Annotated in this window: 21 protein-coding genes and 1 pseudogene; 8 read left to right on the top strand and 14 right to left on the bottom strand. The window is 55.9% G+C overall.

The genetic code is table 11. The features are described 5' to 3' along the window. Positions 1-314: 314 nt before the first annotated feature. From OEL57_RS02125 to OEL57_RS02115, 3 genes are all read left to right on the top strand, one after another. Positions 315-587 carry a BrnT family toxin gene (locus tag OEL57_RS02125; RefSeq protein ID WP_300736430.1) on the top strand — a complete coding sequence of 91 codons (273 nt, stop codon included), beginning with the start codon at positions 315-317 and terminating at the stop codon, positions 585-587. Beyond that, complete coding sequence (locus OEL57_RS02120) at positions 526-837, top strand: BrnA antitoxin family protein (protein ID WP_300736428.1); 312 nt, start codon at positions 526-528, stop codon at positions 835-837. The genes OEL57_RS02125 and OEL57_RS02120 overlap by 62 nt, the downstream gene beginning before the upstream one ends. A 160-nt stretch (positions 838-997) precedes the next feature. Then, a complete protein-coding gene (locus OEL57_RS02115) occupies positions 998-1,558 on the top strand; it encodes a DUF1643 domain-containing protein (RefSeq protein ID WP_300736426.1) in 561 nt (186 codons plus the stop codon). Between the two features lie 279 nt (positions 1,559-1,837). Here the strand turns inward: OEL57_RS02115 and OEL57_RS02110 are convergent, their stop codons facing one another. Beyond that, positions 1,838-2,494 (bottom strand): methyltransferase, encoded by a 657-nt coding sequence (locus OEL57_RS02110; RefSeq protein WP_300736424.1) that lies wholly within the window; start codon positions 2,492-2,494, stop codon positions 1,838-1,840. A gap of 371 nt (positions 2,495-2,865) precedes the next feature. Between OEL57_RS02110 and OEL57_RS02105 the strand changes: the two genes are divergently transcribed. Then, entirely contained in the window at positions 2,866-4,137 is a 1,272-nt protein-coding gene (locus OEL57_RS02105) for an Hsp70 family protein (protein ID WP_300736421.1), read from the top strand. 9 nt (positions 4,138-4,146) lie between these two features. On the opposite strand, the gene OEL57_RS02100 is transcribed toward OEL57_RS02105, so the two are convergent. Genes OEL57_RS02100 through OEL57_RS02090 form a run of 3 tightly spaced genes read right to left on the bottom strand, consistent with a single transcriptional unit; the run spans position 4,147 to position 7,707 of the window. Continuing rightward, positions 4,147-4,584 (bottom strand): C-GCAxxG-C-C family protein, encoded by a 438-nt coding sequence (locus OEL57_RS02100; protein WP_300736419.1) that lies wholly within the window; start codon positions 4,582-4,584, stop codon positions 4,147-4,149. Between the two features lie 17 nt (positions 4,585-4,601). Then, entirely contained in the window at positions 4,602-6,011 is a 1,410-nt protein-coding gene (locus tag OEL57_RS02095) for a sigma-54-dependent transcriptional regulator (protein WP_300736417.1), read from the bottom strand. After that, the gene (locus OEL57_RS02090) at positions 6,004-7,707 is read right to left on the bottom strand and encodes a transporter substrate-binding domain-containing protein (protein WP_300736415.1); all 1,704 of its coding nucleotides are present in this window, start codon (positions 7,705-7,707) and stop codon (positions 6,004-6,006) included. The genes OEL57_RS02095 and OEL57_RS02090 overlap by 8 nt, the downstream gene beginning before the upstream one ends. A 124-nt stretch (positions 7,708-7,831) precedes the next feature. On the opposite strand from OEL57_RS02090, the gene OEL57_RS02085 reads away from it, so the two are divergent. Together OEL57_RS02085 and OEL57_RS02080 are read left to right on the top strand one after the other, a co-directional pair. Then, on the top strand, positions 7,832-8,077 hold the full coding sequence (locus tag OEL57_RS02085; RefSeq protein WP_300736412.1) for a type II toxin-antitoxin system Phd/YefM family antitoxin: 246 nt from the start codon (positions 7,832-7,834) through the stop codon (positions 8,075-8,077). Further along, the gene (locus OEL57_RS02080) at positions 8,074-8,460 is read left to right on the top strand and encodes a type II toxin-antitoxin system VapC family toxin (protein WP_300736410.1); all 387 of its coding nucleotides are present in this window, start codon (positions 8,074-8,076) and stop codon (positions 8,458-8,460) included. The genes OEL57_RS02085 and OEL57_RS02080 overlap by 4 nt, the downstream gene beginning before the upstream one ends. 132 nt (positions 8,461-8,592) lie before the next feature. Here OEL57_RS02080 and OEL57_RS02075 read toward each other — a convergent pair whose 3' ends face one another. The 3 genes from OEL57_RS02075 to OEL57_RS02065 are packed head-to-tail and all read right to left on the bottom strand — an operon-like array spanning position 8,593 to position 11,922. Beyond that, entirely contained in the window at positions 8,593-9,903 is a 1,311-nt protein-coding gene (locus OEL57_RS02075; RefSeq protein WP_300736408.1) for a DEAD/DEAH box helicase, read from the bottom strand. Further along, positions 9,890-10,141 (bottom strand): VF530 family protein, encoded by a 252-nt coding sequence (locus tag OEL57_RS02070; RefSeq protein WP_300736404.1) that lies wholly within the window; start codon positions 10,139-10,141, stop codon positions 9,890-9,892. The genes OEL57_RS02075 and OEL57_RS02070 overlap by 14 nt, the downstream gene beginning before the upstream one ends. Continuing rightward, entirely contained in the window at positions 10,138-11,922 is a 1,785-nt protein-coding gene (locus OEL57_RS02065; protein ID WP_300736402.1) for an ATP-binding cassette domain-containing protein, read from the bottom strand. Before OEL57_RS02065 ends, OEL57_RS02070 begins: the two co-directional genes overlap by 4 nt. Before the next feature lie 71 nt (positions 11,923-11,993). Between OEL57_RS02065 and OEL57_RS02060 the strand changes: the two genes are divergently transcribed. Together OEL57_RS02060 and OEL57_RS02055 are read left to right on the top strand one after the other, a co-directional pair. Next, positions 11,994-12,212, top strand: coding sequence for a hypothetical protein (locus OEL57_RS02060; RefSeq protein WP_300736400.1), 219 nt, complete (start codon positions 11,994-11,996; stop codon positions 12,210-12,212). Positions 12,213-12,283: 71 nt separating this feature from the next. Further along, complete coding sequence (locus OEL57_RS02055; RefSeq protein WP_300736398.1) at positions 12,284-12,541, top strand: hypothetical protein; 258 nt, start codon at positions 12,284-12,286, stop codon at positions 12,539-12,541. Between the two features lie 141 nt (positions 12,542-12,682). Here the strand turns inward: OEL57_RS02055 and OEL57_RS02050 are convergent. The 7 genes and pseudogenes from OEL57_RS02050 to OEL57_RS02020 all read right to left on the bottom strand — a co-directional run. After that, positions 12,683-13,000: pseudogene (locus OEL57_RS02050) on the bottom strand (peptide chain release factor-like protein); the annotation flags it as partial. Continuing rightward, complete coding sequence (locus tag OEL57_RS02045; protein ID WP_300736393.1) at positions 12,996-13,337, bottom strand: phage holin family protein; 342 nt, start codon at positions 13,335-13,337, stop codon at positions 12,996-12,998. The gene OEL57_RS02045 and the pseudogene OEL57_RS02050, both read right to left, overlap by 5 nt. After that, complete coding sequence (gene cydC, locus OEL57_RS02040; protein ID WP_300736391.1) at positions 13,334-14,986, bottom strand: thiol reductant ABC exporter subunit CydC; 1,653 nt, start codon at positions 14,984-14,986, stop codon at positions 13,334-13,336. The genes OEL57_RS02045 and cydC overlap by 4 nt, the downstream gene beginning before the upstream one ends. Next, positions 14,983-16,770, bottom strand: a complete 1,788-nt coding sequence (gene cydD / locus OEL57_RS02035; RefSeq protein ID WP_300736388.1) for a thiol reductant ABC exporter subunit CydD — start codon at positions 16,768-16,770, stop codon at positions 14,983-14,985. The genes cydC and cydD overlap by 4 nt, the downstream gene beginning before the upstream one ends. Before the next feature lie 3 nt (positions 16,771-16,773). Beyond that, positions 16,774-17,970: a class I SAM-dependent rRNA methyltransferase gene (locus OEL57_RS02030; RefSeq protein WP_300736385.1), complete on the bottom strand. Its 1,197-nt coding sequence runs from the start codon at positions 17,968-17,970 to the stop codon at positions 16,774-16,776. Between the two features lie 211 nt (positions 17,971-18,181). Next, entirely contained in the window at positions 18,182-18,799 is a 618-nt protein-coding gene (locus OEL57_RS02025) for a DUF502 domain-containing protein (protein ID WP_300736383.1), read from the bottom strand. 206 nt (positions 18,800-19,005) lie between these two features. After that, on the bottom strand, positions 19,006-19,189 hold a 184-nt coding region (locus OEL57_RS02020; protein WP_300736381.1), incomplete at its 5' end, for a S4 domain-containing protein.

Here is a 19,189-nt window from a genome sequence, read left to right as displayed (position 1 = left end):
AGATTTGTCATAGGTAGAGCAGATACAGTGCCAACGTGCTGGCTTGTGTGTAAGCTGCTGCTATGAAAGACTTAATTTGTATTTGCGGGGCGTTGTGCGTGGGGTAAGGGGTATAACGTTGGTTATAGAGAAAATGGCGTTGCTTGTTGATAGTATTGCAATATCAGCCTGTTAGTCAGCAATAACTGCTGTTATCGCTATAACGCCGGTTATGGGGGGATCTATCTGGGGGCTGTCAGGACACGATTTGCCGCTGACGGTTTTCCCACGTATAGACTCCTTGCAATATGTATAAATATATGCATAGTTGTGCTATGCTATTCACATGGCATGAAAAGAAGCGGATCAGCAATATCAAGAAACATGGCATTGACTTCGCCCGTGCTGCTGAAATATTTGCCGGTCCAACATTCACCTGGGAAGACAGCAGATTTAACTACGGAGAACAGCGGTGGATCACCATGGGGTTGTACGGTTCACAAGTAGTTGTTCTGGTAGCGCATACAGAAGTAGAGGAGGAAATTCATGTCATCTCAATCCGAAAAGCAGATAAAGAAGAACAGGCGCTCTTCTTCAACAATATCTGATGATGCACCCAAAGTGACGCAGGCAGTGCTTGATGCTGCCCGGTTTCGGGTCGGTTTGAAGGATGCCCCGCGTAAGCAGAGGGTTAACATCATGCTGGATACTGCTGTTGTAGCTGCATTCAAAATTAAAGCCGGTGATCGGGGCTACCAAACGCTGATCAATGAAGCCTTGAAACAGTATCTCAGTCAGAATCTGCTTGAAGATACGTTAAGGCGTGTTTTGCGCGAAGAGCTGACTCATGCTAATTGATTACACATTGGTAAACACTTGAACCTATAAACGCAGTTTCTCGCGGGGAGATTGTCTGGAGCATAAATTCATGATGATTTGCCGATGTTGATGGAAGTTATTCAGAAAGATAGTGAGCGGGATTAGGTAAATTGGCGTCAGCACTCTGTCAGGAATATACATGAACACAGCTATAGAAAAACACGACGCGGGTGGAAAATCCCGCCCCGCCTGGCCGATGGATTCCAGTGTCTCGGCTCGTTTTTCGGAATGTGGTCAATACCGTTATGAGCTCGCCGAGATTTGGGATCAAAGTAAGCCGTTGGTCCTGTGGATACTCATGAACCCAAGCGTCGCCTGTCTGGACTACAGCGATCCAACCCTGCGTAAAACCGGTAGATTTTCCCGCTCCTGGGGCTACGGCGGGCAGCTAGTCGGTAATGTTCACGCCTATCGCGCTACCGATAAATGTAGACTATTAAAAGTAGCCGACCCTATCGGTCCAGAGAATGACCAAGCTATTTTGCATATGGCGAGTCGAAGTAATACAGTCGTGCTAGCGTATGGCTCACCTCCACAGGCGCTCAAGAATCGTGGTAAAGAAGTCGCCAACCTGCTGGGGCATCACCTTGGGCTTTCTTATCTAAAATTGGCTAAAGATGGTATTACGCCAGTTCACCCCCTGTACCTCTCTGCTAATCTCCGACCTACTCCATATTGGATGGTAAGTGATTGTAGTTAATCCAGCACGACTAACCAGTTGAGAGGGAAACGATAGGTGTTTCCCGTGTTTTAATCAAAAGGCGGCCAATCGGCCGCCTTTCATCTCCCCACCGAGTACCACGTTCCTTTATCGATTACCCAAAAATATACCCGTATATACCCTTATGGCTGCAGAGACAGCATGCACGAAGGGCTGAAGGTCTTGAAATGTAAGTTTTATCTCCTTGCCTCTGCACCGCACCAACTAAAAAAGCCCGCCAAAAGCAGGCTTTTCTGTCTATTGCCACACACGTCCACCTCAGGCAGGCTCCCCCAGCAAAAGCCTGTTTTTCGGGGTGATCTCCAACGGAATGGTTTGGGTCTGAACCTTGTAGCCGTGCGCCCTGAGCCGTGCGACCCGGGTGGCGTCAATGGCCAGCGGACCGTCCAGCCAACCCTGCAAGCCCCCTTGATCCCCGCTGTCCAGATCGTGGCAGCAGGGGAGCAGCGCTATCCTGGCCCTGGCCGCCAGTGCCCGCTCCAGTACCAGATCGGTCAACCCGCCGCAGGCATGGACGGAGACCACCAGATCATCCGGGCCGAGCACAACCTGTTCGATCTCTCCCTGTTCAAGCCTGACCCTTCCCTGTAGCCGGGGCCAGGCCGCTTCCAGTACGGTTGCCAGTGCCTTGGCACTGTCCGGTAGGTACCGGTCAACGGCCAGTGCCAGCGGGGAGCTGTCGTCCAGCAACAGGAGTATATGGGCCAGCAGACCATGGCCGCAGGCCAGATCCACCACCCTGCCGCCGCGAAACCGGCGCCGTACCCGCCGGGCTACTTCCCAGGCTTCATAGAGCTCTTTACGTGGCAGACAGCCGGCCTTGCAGACGACACGGGCGATGCGATCGAAGAGGGTGTCACCGCTGAACAGTGGCAGATGGCGTTCGTTGAGCCGGTTTCTTGATGATCTATCCATTGCTGTTATTTCCTGTACCTGATGGGGGCGCGTCTAGTGCCGCTTCCAACGCACGGTGTCTCTTCGTAATGAAGCAAGACATCATACGTAATTCCATCGCAACTTCAACACGGATAATTTCGAGGACATGCTTTACTCAAAAGGCGGTCAACAGGCCGTCTTTTGTTGTCTTCATATATCGCAAGCGTACTATATCTTTTCAGGACCAAGTTTTAACTGCGTATAAAATCGCATAAAAACCTATCCAACGGCTGATGTACTTGTTAGTATGTGGCTGCTTTTAATGATTAATCAGATAGCACTATCAGAAGCACCTGCAAGAAGCTTGCAGGTGCTTTTACTATTCATGTTGCTGTTGGGAGGCGTTGTAGATGCAGACAGTTTTCGGTATCGATTTTGGTACCACCAATTCGGCCCTTTCCATCTATCGGAACAATACGGTTGAGGTGATTGCCATTGACGGCGCTAACGGTGCCGGTGAGTTGATGCGATCAGTGCTTTATTTTAACGAAGATAACGAGATCTATGCCGGTAACGAGGCGGTGCGCCAGTATGTTGATGAAGGGGCGGCCGGCCGGTTTATGCAGTCGATCAAGACTTTTCTGCCTAACACCAGCTTTGACCACACCGAGATATTTGGCAAGCGTTACGGCATTGATGATCTGGTGGCGATCATCCTCAAAAAGATCAAGGCCAAGGGAGAGGCCTATCTGGGCTGTACCGTGGACAGTGTTGTGCTGGGCCGTCCAGTGGTGTTCTCAACCGACCCAACCAAAGACCGGGTGGCTGAGCAACGTCTGGAAAAGGCAGCCCGCAAGGCAGGCTTTACCACGATCTGGTTTCAATATGAACCGGTGGCAGCGGCGCTTGCCTTTGAGGATACCCTGCAGGCCGGGCAGGAGCGGGTCGTCTTCATCGGTGATTTTGGCGGCGGTACCTCAGACTTCACGGTCATTCGGGTGAAAGGTGGCGCGTTTGGCCGTTCTGATCGACGCAGCGATGTGCTCTCGCTGGGCGGTGTCTACGTGGCCGGCGACAAGTTTGATGCGCAGATCATGTGGGATAAGGTGGCGCAGCATTTTGGACGTTACGCCCGCTACAAGACCCTGGGTAAGGATGAGTGGGTCAATGTCCCCAAGAGTATTGTCCATACCCTCTGCCAGTGGCACCGTATCCCGCTGTTGCGAACGCGCAAAACCAGAGAACACCTGCGGGTGATCAAAGGCAGCACCGATGACCGCCAGGCAATCCAGCAACTGGAAAATATTATTGATGATAACTTCGGGTTTTTTCTGTTTCAGGCCATTGAAAAGGCCAAATGTGAGCTTTCGGACCAGGAGCAGACCTTGATCAGCTTTGTTGAGCGGGATCTGAATATTTGTGAGCCGCTTGACAAGCAGGAGTTTGAGGCGATTAACCACGATAACATCAGGCAGATAGCGAACTGCATTGATCAGGTGGTGGCACAGTCAGGTCTATTGCCAAGCCAGATTGATTCAGTCTTTCTGACCGGCGGTACCTCGCGTATCCCCCTGATCCAGAACCTGTTTGCGGAGCGATTCGGCAGACAGAAACTGGAAAGTAAAAATGCCTTTACCAGCGTGGTGCATGGCCTTGGCTCCAGTGTGCCGCTGTTTGTTTGAGTTGGCCTCTTACATTTTCACCCGGTAACCATACTCACTTAAAACATCATACAGTATCCCGGCAGCCTCGGCGGTCAGGCTACGGCAGGCGGTTCTGGTATCGTGAGTGCTGAAATTGTCACGAAGGGTCTGGCAGATACTGGCGCCAAATTGTGCGATGAAGCGTTCACGGTAGGCGGTGGTCACCTGGTAGGCAGGCTCTCTATCCTGGTCCGGTGTTGCCCGGCCGCAGAGCAGGCCAATGGCAATAACCCCGCCGGTTAAGGCGCCGCAGGCTTCCTGGCGGGAGCCGGCCATGCCGCCGCCAAAACCGGTTGCCATTCGGCAGGCGATCTCGGTCTGCTCAGGGCAAAACAGGTGTGTGATGGCTGAAGCCACAGATTCGGCGCAATGCAGGCCTGATTCTGAATGGGCCAGCGCCAGTTGTTCTGCCTTGCTACGACTCATGATTCTCTGTCTCCCCGCTATAAGTCCCGTAGTTTTAACCGTTTTGACAGCGCCGGTTGCGAGATGCCAAGCAGGCGGGCGGCAATGGTCTGGTTGCCGTTGCTGCGCTGCATCGCCTCATTGATCAACAGCTCGGCAGCCTCACTGAAGGTCGGTAGCCGTTCACAGCAGAGAAACGGGTTGCGTCGTTCCGGGGAGGCTGCTGTCGGAGTGGTTGCCTGGCTGCCAATAGCACTGATGAAGCGTTCCATGGAGAGCACGCCGCCAGTGTGCAGGCTGACCGCATCATAGACCAGGGCCTTTAGTTCCCGCACATTGCCGGGAAAAGAGTAGGTGGCCAGCAGTTGTACCAGCTCCCGTGGGGCGGTGGGCTTTTTCTTGCCCAGGGCCTGGGCCGCCTCAGCCAGAAAATGCTCCAGCAGTAGCGGGATATCGCAGCGCCGGTCTCGCAGGGGCGGAATCCGTACCTGATGGGTTTTGAGACGATAGTAGAGGTCACGCCGGAACTGGCCTGATGCCTCTTTGACGGTCAGGTCGGCATGGGTGGCCACAATTACCCTGGCCCGCAGCCGTTTGGGACGGTCGCTGCCCAGCGGGTAGTATTCCCCTTCCTGTAGCAGCCGAAGCAGCTTGACTTGTGATGCGATGCTCAGGTCGCCGATCTCGTCCAGAAACAGGGTGCCGTCGCTGGCCTCTTCGATCATCCCTTTGCGGGGTTGGTCAGCGCCGGTGTAGGCGCCACGCTGGTGCCCAAAAAGGGTATCGCTGAAGACCGTATCATCCAATCCGGCCACGTTAACCGCCACCAGCGGACCTTTACAGCCGGAGGCCGCGTGGGCGGCCCGTGCCAGCAGCTCTTTGCCGGTGCCGCTCTCTCCACTGATCAATAACGGTTGGGGACTTTTAGCCACCGCTTCAATGTAGGCAAACTGGGTCAGCATGGCCGGGTCGGCTGTTACAAACGGGCTGAACAGTTCCGGTCGACGCAGCCCCCCGCTTGCTAGACGGCTGCTCATCTCACGGTTTTCACGCTCCAGTTCCAGCAGCCTGATGGCCCGCAGTACCCCGCCCACCAGGCGATCCTCTTCCACGGTCTTGACAAAGTAGTCAAAAGCCCCCTTTTTGATGCAATTAACCGCTGTTTCCACCTGATTGAGGCCGCTGATGACGATGCAGGTGATTTCTGGGTGCTGTTCGGCAATCAAGGTCAACAGCTCTTCGCCGGAAAGGTGGGGCATGGTCAGGTCCAGCAAAACCAGCCTGATCTCTCCCCCTGCCAGCAGGTTCAATACCTGGCGGCTGTCAGAGCAGGTGCGGATGTTGGTGATACCTGCGGAACGTTCCAGTGTCAGGGACACCGAGCGCAGCCAAGCTGGTTCGTCATCCACCAGCAGGATGCCAAAGGAGGGGAAGAGGGTTTCAGACATGATGAACTGCCTCCGTGTTGATCGGCAATAATAGCGTGACCGTGGTCCCCTGGCCGGGCGGTGAGGAAAACAGCAGTTGCCCGCCATGCTCCTTGACGATCCCGGTCGAGACCGACAGCCCCAGCCCGGTGCCGCCGCTTTCCCGTTTGGTGGTAAAGAACGGATCAGTCAGGCGATCCAGATGTTCCGGCGCAATGCCGCAACCTTCGTCTCGCACGGAAACCCCAGCCATAGTGTTGGTTTCATCAATAAAAGTATGCAGGAAGATTCCGCGGTTCGTATCAGTTAGTGCCTGACAGGCGTTCAACAACAGGTTGACCAGCACCTGTTCAATCCGTTGGCTGTTGCCCAATACCGGCGACAGCAGTTCGGTATACTCAGCCTCAAAGCGGTTGGTTGCCGTACGTAATGACCGATCCACCAGCCGTACTGCAGCCTGACTCACTTGATTCAGATCCAGCGGCTCCATCAGGGCAGCATCATCCTGGCGTGCAAAATCCTTCAGATCCTCCACAATCCGCTTGATCCGCCGCGCACCGTCCTGCATTTCATCCAGCATCAGCGGCAGCTCGTCCTTGATCCGCTTAAATGCCAGCCCGCCCAGTTCGACCTGATTCTGCTGCTCCAGGGCTGCCAGGGCATCACTGCAGACATCCTTTAAAATCGGCATGTTGAGTAGGATCAAGCCGTTGGGATTATTTATCTCGTGGGCAACTCCGGATACCAATACCCCCAGGGCCGCCATTTTATCGGCCTGTACCAATTGCTGCTGATTGCGGCGCAGTTCCTGCTCGGCAGCGGTCCGCTCGGCAACCTCACGGGTCAGGTCAGCGGTGCGCAGGGCCACCTGTTTGTGTAAGGAACGGGACCAGAATGCCATCCCCCCCAGCACCAGCAGTAGTGGCGCCAGCACCAGAATTGCCAGCTTGATCGCCTTGCCGATGGCCAGCCCTTCCGGCTCCAGCACCCCCAGCCATTTAGCGTGTATCTCATCGTACTGACCGGTTTTTTTCAGAATCGCCAATCCCTCGGTCATCTTTGCCAATAGTTCACCATTGCCCTGACGTACGGCGTGGCCGTATTTTTGCGAGGCGATGCTGCGGGCAACCGGCACCAGGTTAGTCAACCTGTTTTCACGGATGATATACATGCCCGGCACCATGGCCACCACGGCGTAGTCGCACTGTCCTGATGCCAAAAGTCGCAGGGCATCGGCCGGGGTGGGGGTGGGTAGCAGATCTGGACCGTAGCCCTGGCGGAGCAACTGCTCATGCATGATCCCATCGCGGTGCAGGGTGACTTTTTTACCCTTCAGCTCTGCCAGTGAACTGACAACGGGCGATTCCTTGCGGGCAAAGATGGCGTGGTTGACGATGGTGTGAGGCGGGGTGAAATCAATCTGGGTGGCCCGCTGTTCCGACCAGGAGATCCCCTGCAGCAGATCGATCTTGCCTTCCTTCAGGTCTCGCAGCTGTTCCGACCAGCCCCCCAGGCGAAATTCCACCTGCAGCCCCATCACCTCGGCAATGGCCTTGGTTAACTCGACATTGTAACCGGCCGGCTTTCCGTTGGAATCAAGGAACTCATAGGGGGGATAATCCCGATCACCACCGACGATGATGGTCTTGGCAATGGCGCTGACCTGAAAACAGAGGCTCAGCAACAGGAATATGATTGGTATGCGTAATCGTTGCATGGCACCAAGTGTAGCTGATAGCTGAAAAAATACAACCCGATGGCAGGTTGGTTGGTGGATGTATGAGCCTGCTTGCCAACAAAACCCATGTCTGCTAGACTTGGTTTAGCAGGGAGGTAAACCTATGCAAAACGTAAACATGTTTGAAGCGAAGACAAATCTTTCACGATTGGTTGAAGCGATTGAAAGCGGTCGTGAACAAGAGGTGGTGATTGCCCGTAATGGCAGGCCGGTTGCCCGTTTGGCTCCTCTTGCAGAAAAACCGGTGGGGCAACGGCTGGGGGTTGCCAAGGGGAAATTTACACTGCCTGACACCTTTGACGCTGATAATGAGGCTGTTGCCAGGCTGTTCGCGGGGCAGGCAGTATGAGATTATTGCTGGATACCCATATTGCACTCTGGGCCATTAGTGATGACCCACGGCTATCCGGTGCAGCCAGGGCATTGATCACTGCACCTGAGAATGAGATCTTTGTCAGTGCTGCCTCCATCTGGGAAATATCGATCAAGTACAGTCTTGGTCGTACCAACATGCCGGTTTCCGGTGCTGAAGCACTTGGCTGGTTTCGTGAATCAGGTTATCGCCTGTTGGCCGTTAGCCCGGAACATGCTGTTGCTGTAGAGGCTTTGGCTCCCCTGCATGCAGATCCGTTTGACCGGATGCTGGTTGCACAGGCACTGCATGAACCACTCAGGCTTGTGACCCATGATGCGCAAGTGGCGCGCTACAGTGACACGATTATAGCGGTATAATTCCGATTCCAACTTAAGGCGCTACCTTCGTTGGCTCGTCTTCGGCTCCTCAACGTACTATCTGTACGCCTTCGTCGCCTCAATCCTCGCCGCCTTGATATCACTCTTAATTTGGAATCGGAATAGCAGATCCTACTTGCCTGATCTCTGTCCACGGCGACCGGTCTTGGGGGCAGGACGCTCCGGCACCACTTTTTTCCGCTTGGGGGTTGCAGCTTTAACTTCTGTCTTCTTTGGCCTGGCCTGCTCTTTGGCCAGCTTGCCTTCCTTTGCCTTTACCGTCCGTCTGACCGCATACTGAGGAAACTCTGCCAGGCTTTGGCGCGGAATACTCTGCTTAACCAGCTTTTCAATGGCAGCCAACAGAATCTGTTCTTCCTGGCTCACCAGCGAAATAGCGATCCCCTCTTCTCCGGCACGCCCGGTGCGACCGATCCGGTGTACATAATCTTCAGGCACCTGGGGCAGGTCATAGTTGATCACATGGGGCAGCCGTTCAATATCCAGTCCGCGGGCTGCCACGTCGGTTGCCACCAGTACCCGGAACAGGCCCTGTTTGAATTCCGCCAGGGTTCGGGTGCGGATCGACTGGCTCTTGTTGCTGTGGATGGCAGCCGCCTTGATCCCGTCAAACAACAGCTCCTCGGTCAGTTTATCCGCGCCGTAGCGGGTACGGGTAAAGACCAGCACCTGATTCCAGCCGTTTTTACGGATCAAAAACGACAGCATCTCCCGTTTACGGCTGCGCTCCACCTGATAAACCGCCTGGGTCACCGCATCGGCGGTCAGGGTACGGCGAGCCACTTCAACCCGTTTGGGATGATCCAGCAGTTCATCAGCCAGCTGTTTGATGTTTTGGGAGTACGTTGCCGAAAATAACAGGGCCTGGTGCTTGGCAGGCAGGTATTCTGCCACCTTTTTGATGTCGTCAATAAACCCCAGATCCAGCATCCGGTCTGCCTCATCCAGCACCAGAAACTTGATTCGCGAAAGGTCAATCGTACCTCGTTCTGCATGATCCAGCAGCCGTCCCGGCGTTGCTACCACAATATCCACACCGCGGTGCAGCCGCTCAATCTGGGCCTGGATGGTTACGCCGCCATAGATCATGGTGGAGCGCAGTGAGAGACGGCGGGCAAAGCGGTTCATCTCGTCGCTGACCTGGGCTGCCAGTTCCCGGGTCGGCACCAGTACCAGGGCACGGGGTTTTCTCCGCTTTTCCGGTGGAATATTCTCACCCAGCATCTGCACTATCGGCAGGGCAAAGGCCGCAGTCTTGCCGGTACCGGTCTGGGCTCCGGCAAGCAGGTCGCCTCCTTCAAAGATTACCGGGATCGCCTCGGCCTGAATCGGGGTGGGGCTGGTGTACCCCAGGCTGGCAACCGCACCCAGCAGTTCAGGGCGCAGGCCAAGGGAATCAAAGGTGATGTCAGTGTTTTTCACAGGATACCGCTTTCTGTCGAAGATAGAGCTCTTCGACCTTGGTTCTGGCCCATGGGGTCCGGCGCAGAAAAGTAAGGCTGGATTTGATGTTCGGGTCATGGGTAAAGCAGCGGATATCAACAGCTTTGCCCATTTCCTGCCAGCCAATCTGGCTGACCAGCTCCTTCAAAATTGTTTCAAGGGTGACACCGTGCAAAGGATCAGCCGGTTGTTCTTGCTTGGTATGGCCTGTGGTCATCGCAACGCCTCCAGCTCTTCCCAGCGGGCATAGGCGGTTATCAGTTCCGCATCCAGCTCTTCCAGGCGGTTGTTGAGGCGTGCCACCTCTGGCCCGGCATTTTTGTAGAACTCAGGATCAGCCAGGGTGCCGTGGATCTGCTCCTGTTCCGCTTCCAGAACCGTAATCCGCTCCGGCAACGCCTCCAGCTCACGTTCTTCCTTGAAGGAAAGCTTGCGGGGCCGCTCTTTCTGCGGTTTACCCTTTTCCTGGGCAGGTTTTACAGCAATTGTGGGGGCAGTCTCAAGCTGCTGTTCCCGTAGCCAGTCATCATAGCCGCCCACGGTCTCCTTGACCGTGCCGTCACTATTGATCGCCAGGGTGGAGCTGACCACGTTATTCAGGAACTCCCGGTCGTGGCTGACCAACAGCAGGGTCCCGCTGTACTCCATCAGCAGATCTTCCAGCAGTTCCAGGGTCTCGGCATCCAGGTCGTTGGTCGGTTCATCCAGCACCAGTACATTGCCCGGCTTGGTGAACAGCTTGGCCAGCAGCAGCCGGTTACGTTCGCCACCGGAGAGAATGCTGACCGGTGAGCGGGCCCGTTCCGGTGAGAACAGGAAATCCTGCAGATAGCCGATAATATGGCGTGATTTGCCGCCGATGATCAGGGTGTCGTTCCCTTCCCCCACGTTCTCAGCCACGCTCTTTTGAGGATCAAGCTGGTCCCGCATCTGATCCATGTAGAGGATTTCCAGCCTGGTCCCCTGTTTGATACTGCCGGACTGAGGCTCCAGCTCCCCCAGTAGCAGTCGCAGCAGGGTGGTCTTGCCGGAGCCGTTGGGGCCGATGATCCCCAGCTTGTCACCCCGCATGATGGCCGTGGAAAGGTCGCGAATCACGGTGCGGTCACCATAGCTGAAACCGACCTGTTCTGCCTCAATCACCAGCCGGCCGGAGCGTTCTGCCTCCTGCAACCGGATGGTGGCGGTACCCTGGCGGGTGCGACGCTGGCGGTACTCCTCCCGCAGTGTCTTCAGTGCCCGGACCCGGCCTTCGTTGCGGGTACGACGGGCCTTGATCCCTTGTCTGACCCAGGCCTCTTCCTGTGCCAGCTTCTTGTCAAACAGGGCCATCCGGGTGATTTCCGCCTCAAGCAGCGCCTCACGCCGCTCCACAAACTGGTCGTAACCGCAGGAAAAGGCGTAGATCCGTCCCCGGTCAAGCTCAGCGATCCGGTTCGCCAGCCGCCGGGCAAAGGCCCGGTCATGGGTAATAAAGATGCAGGTGGTGATGTTGCGGACCAGAAACTCCTCCAGCCAGAGGATAGTCTCAATATCCAGGTGGTTGGTCGGCTCGTCCAGCAGCAGGATATCCGGCGCAGCCACCAGTGCGCGGGCCAGCAGCACCCGCCGTTTGGTACCGCCGGAAAGGGTGGCAAACTGCGCTTCCGGCTCCAGATGCAGCCGGTTCAGCACCCGTTCAACCTGCTGCTCATGCTCCCACTGCTCAGCGCCGATAGCAGCATGGGGATGCTGTGCCACCACCTCAAAGACCGTGCCGGAAACATCCTGCGGAATCTCCTGGGAGACCAGCGCCACCCGTAAGCCCTGGCTGCGGATCAACTCGCCCCCTTCAGGCGGGATCTCTCCACCCATCAACTTCATCAAGGTGGATTTACCGCTACCGTTTCTGCCCATCAGGCAGAGCCGGTCCCCCGGCTCGATCTGCAGGTTGATGCCGTCAAAAAGTGGAGGGCCGCCAAAGGCCAGGGATATGTCGCGCAGGGTAATCAGGGCCATGCTGTTCCAATCCTGTTGTTGCAATTTATCTGTAGTATCGTACTATCTGAAAAACCGTCAAGGGAGTCGCCATGGACTACCGTCGCATCGCCAAAGAGTTACTGAATGAGCATCCCCAGACCATTGCGGTGGCCTTGTCCCGCCTGCCCGCTGAACATGCCGGTGAGATCCTGAAGCTGCTGCCCGGCTTTATCCAGGCTGATTTAGTGAACCGGATCGTGCAGACGGATCAGTTACCCAGCATAGTGGTTGAGGAGATCGACCGGCTGCTGGATCGCCTGATACGTTAGTTTTGCGGTTGCCATCCATTGCGACCCGTGCTACCAACGCAACTTCAAACTAAACCTGAAGGGATCATCCCATGCTCGCAAATATCGGTGAAGATATCTATAAAACCTGGAGTGATGATCAACGTCGCGTTGAGATAGGCAAGCTGGTGGAGGGTCATCGTGCCGGGCTTTCTCTTGAGATCATGTTTCAGATGGCATCCGCCATTGCCGGTAGCCCGGACAGTGCCCGTGATCATCTGGCAGCCCTGATCCCGGCTGACGAGCGACACAAGATGGTGACACGTCTGAAAGGGACTGATCAGGCGGTGGCCGCTTCATTTCTGATGTAAAACCGTTCACCGCAGAGCACGCGGAGGACCGCAGAGGTATAAAACGAAATAAACAAAAACCAGTTTATTAATTTGCAATATGCGCTTCTTGTTTTTCTCTGTGTACCTCTGTGCCCTCTGCGGTAAATCTTGTTTTGCTCGTTAATCTTCCGGTTTTCTCATCTTCCTGCGCAGTGCCGCCATTCGCTTCTCTGCCACCCGTTGCAGTTTCTGCCCCTTGGGTACCTTGGTTGCCAAGCGTTTCTTTTCCACCCGGTTGCGTTTTTCCAGCGCCAGCCGTAGTCGCTCCATGGCCACTTCACGATTGCGCAGTTGGGAACGGTTCTCCGCCGCATGTACCACAATGCCGGTGGGCAGGTGCCTGATCCGTACCGCTGAATCAGTGGTGTTACGGTGCTGCCCGCCAGGACCGGAGGCGCGGTAGAACTCCACCCGGATATCTGCTTCATTAATCTCAATCATTTTGCTTGAAAATACTTAAGAGCCAGTTGACCAGTGCCAACACTAGACTGAAGGCCAATGCCCAGAGGAACCCCTGTACCTGAAAACCGGGTACCAGCTTGGCTGTCAGCATGATCAGCAGGGCATTGATTACCAGACTGAACAGCCCCAGGGTCATGATCGTCAATGGCAGGGCCAGCAGTTTCAAGACCGGCTTAATAACCGCATTGATAAGCCCCAGAACTACCGCAGTCAGCAGGGCCGCCTTGAAGCCGGACAGGTGAATTCCCGGCAGCAGGTAGGCGGTGATGACAATAGCCAGGCCGGAAATCAGCCAGTTAATAATAATACTCATGCGGTAGCTCCTTTTGTTGCTCCAATCCTGACGATACGTTCAGCCAACTGCAGACAGGCCGGTCGATGGGTCACCACCAGCAGGGTTGTGCCCTGCAATCGTAGTTTCAATCGTTCTACCACATTCTGCTCGGTAGCGCCATCCAGCCCTTCAGTCGGTTCATCCAGCAGCAGGATCGGTGCATTCGCCACCAAGGCCCGGGCCAGTGCTATCCGCCGTGCCTCACCACCGGAGACAGCACTGCCGATTTCTCCCACCGGGGTATCCACCCCCTGCGGCAGGGCCGCGATCCACTGTTCAAGACCACTGTCAGACAGAGCTGCGCTTAGCTGTTCATCGGTAATCTCTCGTCCCAGCAGGATGTTTTCACGAATGGAGCTGTTGAACAGGTGCGGTTGCTGCGGCACTGCCGCAATCAGTTTGGCCAGTTCATCCGGTGCAATATCCCGTAGTTCAGCACCACCAATGGAGATGCTGCCTTGATAGGGTCGAAAACGGAGCAACAGTTCGATTAGTGTGGATTTACCGCTGCCACTGGGCCCGACAACTGCCACCCGCTCGCCGGGGTTGATGGCCAGCGAGAACTGCTCCAGCACTGCCTGGCCATCGCCATAGCTGCAGTTGATCTGATCCAGCATAATACTGCTGGAGCCTGGTGATTGCGGCTGTAGCGGTTCCGGCAGTGGTATTGCTGCATCAGCCAGCTCCCGAATCCTGCGGATCGCTTCACTGGTGGCCGGGATCAGTTGTAGTGAATGGGCCAGCGGACCAATTGCCTCAAAGGAGGCGGCGCTGAAAAGTAGCAGCATCACCAGATTCGGGCCTGTTAACTGTCCTGTCTGTACCAGGGGAATACTGACCAGTGCCAGCCCCGCCATGGCCAGGCCACCACAAGCGGTTACCCCTGCCAGGGTCAGTCCGCCAATCTGTCCCAGCCGCAGTTGCTGCTGTACTAAACCGCCAGACAACTTCTCCACTGCCTGGGCCTGTGTAGTGCTTGCACCCAGCAGTAGCAGTTCTTCTGCCCCCTGCAACCCTTCCGTGACACTGGTGCGCAGCGCACCGGCCAGCTCTGCTGAACGCCTGCCCGGTTGTTCAGCCAGGCGACGTGCCAGCAGCGGCAGCAGCAGGCCAGCCAGCAGTAACAAGGCAACCAGCACCAGCGCGGCTGATCTGCTCCAGACCAGCACAAACAGCCCGGCCAGCAGGATGGTAAAACCTCCGGTAACAAGCGGTGCAATGATCCGCAGGTAGAGGTTTTCCAGACTATCCACATCGGCCCGCAACCGACCGGCCAGATCACCGCCCGCATAGTTTTCAAGCCCGGCCGGTGCCAGTGGAATCAGCCGCTTAAACAGCCAGACCCTTAAGGAGGCCAGGATATGGAAGGCTGCCTCATGGGTTACCAGCCGTTCAGCATAGCGACCCAAGGCGCGCAAAATGGCCAGGGCCCGGATGGAGGCCGAGGCAAAGAAGTAGTTGAAGGAAGCCTGGGTGACCCCGGCAACTGCCATGGAGGCGATGAACCAGCCTGAGATCGCCATTAGTGCGGCATTGGCTGCAATTACGGCAACTCCCAGCCCGATACCTCCAGCCATCCAGCGCCAATGGTGCCTGGCAGGTTTCAGCATCCGTAGCAGTTCTCTCATTGGGTCACCTCCAGATACTTCCGGGAGGTGGTTACCTGCTCCAGCCTGCCTGCTGCCAGTACCACAACCTGCTGGCAACGGCTGATGGTGGCCTCGCGGTGGCTGATGATCAGTACCGTCCGCCCAACAGCCAGACGTTCCACGGCATCCAGCACCAGTTGTTCGTTATCCGCATCCAGCCCGGCTGTCGGCTCATCCAGCACCACCAGCGAGGCATCCCGCAAAAAGACCCGCGCAAGGGCCAGCCGTCGCAGTTCTCCGCCGGACAGTCCGGCACCGCGATCACCCAAGGGGGTTGCCAGTCCTTCTGGTAACCCGTTAATCACGGCGGTAAGCGCAGCAGCAGCAACTGCCTGCTGGATCGCATTATCATCGGCTTCAGGTCTGCCCAGCAGCAGATTTGCCCTGATCGTGGCACTGAAAAAGAACGGCTGCTGCGGTACCCAGGCCAGTTGCCTGCGCCAGGCAGCCTGATCCAGTTGCATCAGGTCTGTGCCATCTACGGCAATCCGTCCTGATTCCGGCTGGGCCAACCCCAGCAACAGACGGGCCAGTGTTGATTTGCCACTGCCGCTGGCTCCAACCAGGGCAACCATGCTGTTGGCGGGGATTGCCAGGCTGATATCCTGCACGCCGCCACGCTGGCCGCCGTAGCGGAAACTTACGGATTCGCAAACAATCTCAATGGACTCACCGCAGAGGGCGCGGAGGTCCGTAGAGGAAGACTCTGTAGGCATGTTTGTAACGGCAGTTGATGTCTCTGTGTTCCTCTGTGCCCTCAGTGGTGAAAATTCTTTTGTTGGTAGCGGTTGTTCCAACAACGGTATGATCCGCTCGGCAGCCGCCATGCCGTTCATCCGGCTGTGATAGGCCAGCCCCAGGTTGCGCAGCGGCAGGTAATATTCCGGTGCCAGCAGCAACACAAACAAGCCATCCAATAGCGACAGGTCCCCTGCCAGCAGACGGAAACCGATGATCACCGCCACCACTGCGGTGCCCACGGTTGAGAAAAACTCCAGGGTAAAGGCGGACAGAAACGCCATCCGCAAGACCGCCATGGTGCCGGTGCGGTACTGGTCAGAGACCTGTGCCACCAGCTCTGCCTCCCGCTTGGCAGCGCCAAAGATCTTCAGATCCGGCAGCCCCTGGACCAGATCCAGCAGATGGCCGGCCATGCGGGACAATCGGCTGAACTGACGGCGATTCAGGGTCTCCGTCCCCTTGCCGATCAGGACCATCAAGAGCGGGATAAACGGTGCCGAGAAGATCAGCACCAGCGAGGAGCGCCATTCCGACGGCAGCACCACCAGCAGCACTGCCAGCGGAAACAGACCGGCCAGCACCATCTGGGGCAGAAAGCGGGCAATGTAGGCCTCAAGACCTTCCACCCCGGCAGTGACAGCCTCGGTCAGTGGGCCAACCTCACCGGCCATGCCGGTTGGGCGCAGCAGAAGCAGACGCTGATACAGGACCGTACGCACCCGCTGTCTGACCTGCGCTGCCGCCTTCACGGCAGCATGTTCACTAAGATAGGCGGCCAGCCCCCGCAGCAGGGCAATCAACCCCACCCATGCCAGCAGCGGTAGCAGCGGAGCCAGCCCGATCCCTTCAATCACGGCTCGCTGGCAGACGGTGGCCAGCAAGCGGGCCTGCAGGATGATCAGCAGACCACCGACAAAGGCGGCCAGGATCGCGGTCAGCATGCTGCCCTTGACACTGCGGGCCTGCTGCCGCAGCCAGGTTTCAGGGGATGGTTCTGCTATGCTGTCATCGGTAGGTGACAATGCTTAGCCCTTCACACAAACCAGATACTTGAGGTAGCGTCCTTCAGGCAGGGTGACCGGATAGGGGAAGTCAACCGGCTGCCCTTTTTGCTCAATCACCCGCAGTTCAGCCTTGGCCTGCAGGGCGCCACGGCGCAGTTCCTTCAGATAATCCGCCAGATCGGTCTTCTGATGATTGGATGAACAGATCAACAGACCGCCATCAACCAGCAGCGGCAGGCAGGCTGCCACCAGGTCACTGGTGCCGCCACGGGTGGTGAAGCGTCCTTTGGCCGTGGTTGAAAAAGAGGGCGGATCCATCAGAATGATTTCAAATTGCTCATTATTGCCAGCCATTTCAGCCAGTTTGGCCATGCAGTCCCCCACCAGAAAGCGGTGCTTTTTAGGATTCAACCGGTTAGCGCTGAAGTTGCTCTGGTTCCAGTCGGTGTAGCCAGGTGAGACATCCACCGAGGTGACCTGGGTTGAGCCGCTTGCGGCGGCTGCCACGGAAAAGGCGCCGGTGTAGGCGAACAGGTTCAGGAAACGCTTGCCAGTCATGCGTGGCATCAGGGCACGGCGATTCTCCCGCTGGTCCAGAAACAGACCAGTGTTAAGTCCTTCTTCCAAAGAAACCAGAAAGGTCAGCCCGTTTTCCTGCACCTCCAGCCGCTGCGGTGCGGCTGTACCTGTCAGTAACCTGCCGTACTTCTTGCTGTCACTGACCGCCTCCAGCTCACGGGTGTTTTGGGGACGGGCTTTCTCATAGATTCCGATCGGTTGCAGCAGCTCTTGCAGGGTGCTGGTAACCAGTTTCAGATGGGGGCGCCAGCCTTCGCAGTAAAGCTGAATCATCAGATAGTCAGCATATCGGTCCACGGTCAGACCAGGCAGACCGTCACCTTCGGCATTCACCAGCCGGTAGGCAGTGGTACCATCCAGATCGGCATACCGTTCCCTCAGAGCAATTGCTGCCTGCAGATATTTTTTTAGCCAGGTACGGTCAAGCTGCATCGGCTTGCGGGAAAGTACCCGTGCCACAATCCGGTCAGCCGGGTCCAGCAGCGCTATTGCCAACAGCTTGCCCCGTTCATCAGTCAACTGCACCAGATCACCTGCCTTTGCCTTTGGCCAGCGCTTGGTAACATTGTCTGCAATGATCCAGGGGTGCCCCAGCTCAAGCATTCTGACCGTATCTTGTCCTACTATCCGTTGTTCCATCTGCTGCTCCAAGACACCTGTTCTGGAATTTGTGGTCTTACATGTGGGCATTGTTAGCGACGTGTTTCCTTATCAGGTCTTTTAAAAACTACTACGGAGGCTGTCTACGGCGTTGCGCGGTGCTCGCTTTCTCGCCTAACTATTCGTTATGTCTTGGTCGGCACCGTGCGCCTTGTATCCAGCATTCCTCGCGATGTTTTTCAAAACACTGCTACTGCGCCGTGTTTGTGTTGTGCCCCTTGTTAGTGGCCATCCCTCCGGTGACCACAAAGCCCATGGCACGGTGGACGGAGATATCCACCGGCTTTACAGATGATCGCGGTACGATAACGGTATACCCGCCAATCTGGTAGCTCAGGGGGAGGTAAACCGCGATTTCGCCCTCCTCTCCGATTCCTGTTGGCAGGTTACTGAAATCGCTACAGGTAACGAAACCGATCATTCGCATCGGCTTATTGCCGAATTCCAGTTCTATTGTGACCACCTGATTAAACTGTGAATCTCTCTTGTTAGCAAAAAATCCGATGAAATCCTTGAGAGAACCGTAGAGGGTTTTTATAAGTGGTATGTTGTCAGCAAACTTTTCTCCCAGGTCAAACAACCGCCGCACCAGAAAGGCGTTAAGTGGCAGGCCAAAAAGAAAGGTTGCTCCGAGTCCGGCTAAAAGACCCATACCGGGAATATACCAGCCGACCGGAAGAAGTACCTTGAGCATGCCACCGAGTACGGTTTCAGCTGAGCTCACAAGCCAAAAGAGAATATAAAAAGTCAACAGAGCCGGAAGCATCGTCACCAGCCCTTTAAACATGATATCGCCAAGTTTTTTCATTTTGGTGCCTCCCATGCAGGTTGATAACAACCTGAACTGTACTACAGCTATAGCGAGGTGACAAACAGGGATCATTAAGTAATCTGATTAGCATTCATCTGGTTAGTTAAAAACTATTTGTCAAGATACTTTGTTTTCCTTTCGCAAATAGAAAGACCCGTACATCGTAACGTTGCACGGGTCTTTTGTCTCAGATGTTTTACTGGTTAATAAATCACTATTCGCACAAAGCGACGTTTTCCGATCTGGACGATGTACTCGCCGACTGTGGTAAGTTCCAGATTGGTGTTGCTGACCTTCTCACCGTTCAGTTTGACCCCGCCCTGATCAATGGAGCGTCGGGCCTCACCATTGGACTTGGTCAGCCCGGCCTCGGTCAGTGCCTTGGCC

Source organism: Trichlorobacter sp. (assembly GCF_030247655.1).
GTDB lineage: Bacteria > Desulfobacterota > Desulfuromonadia > Geobacterales > Pseudopelobacteraceae > Trichlorobacter.
The sequence above is the reverse complement of the archived record's forward strand: the minus strand, read 5'-3'. Positions and strand labels throughout refer to the sequence as shown.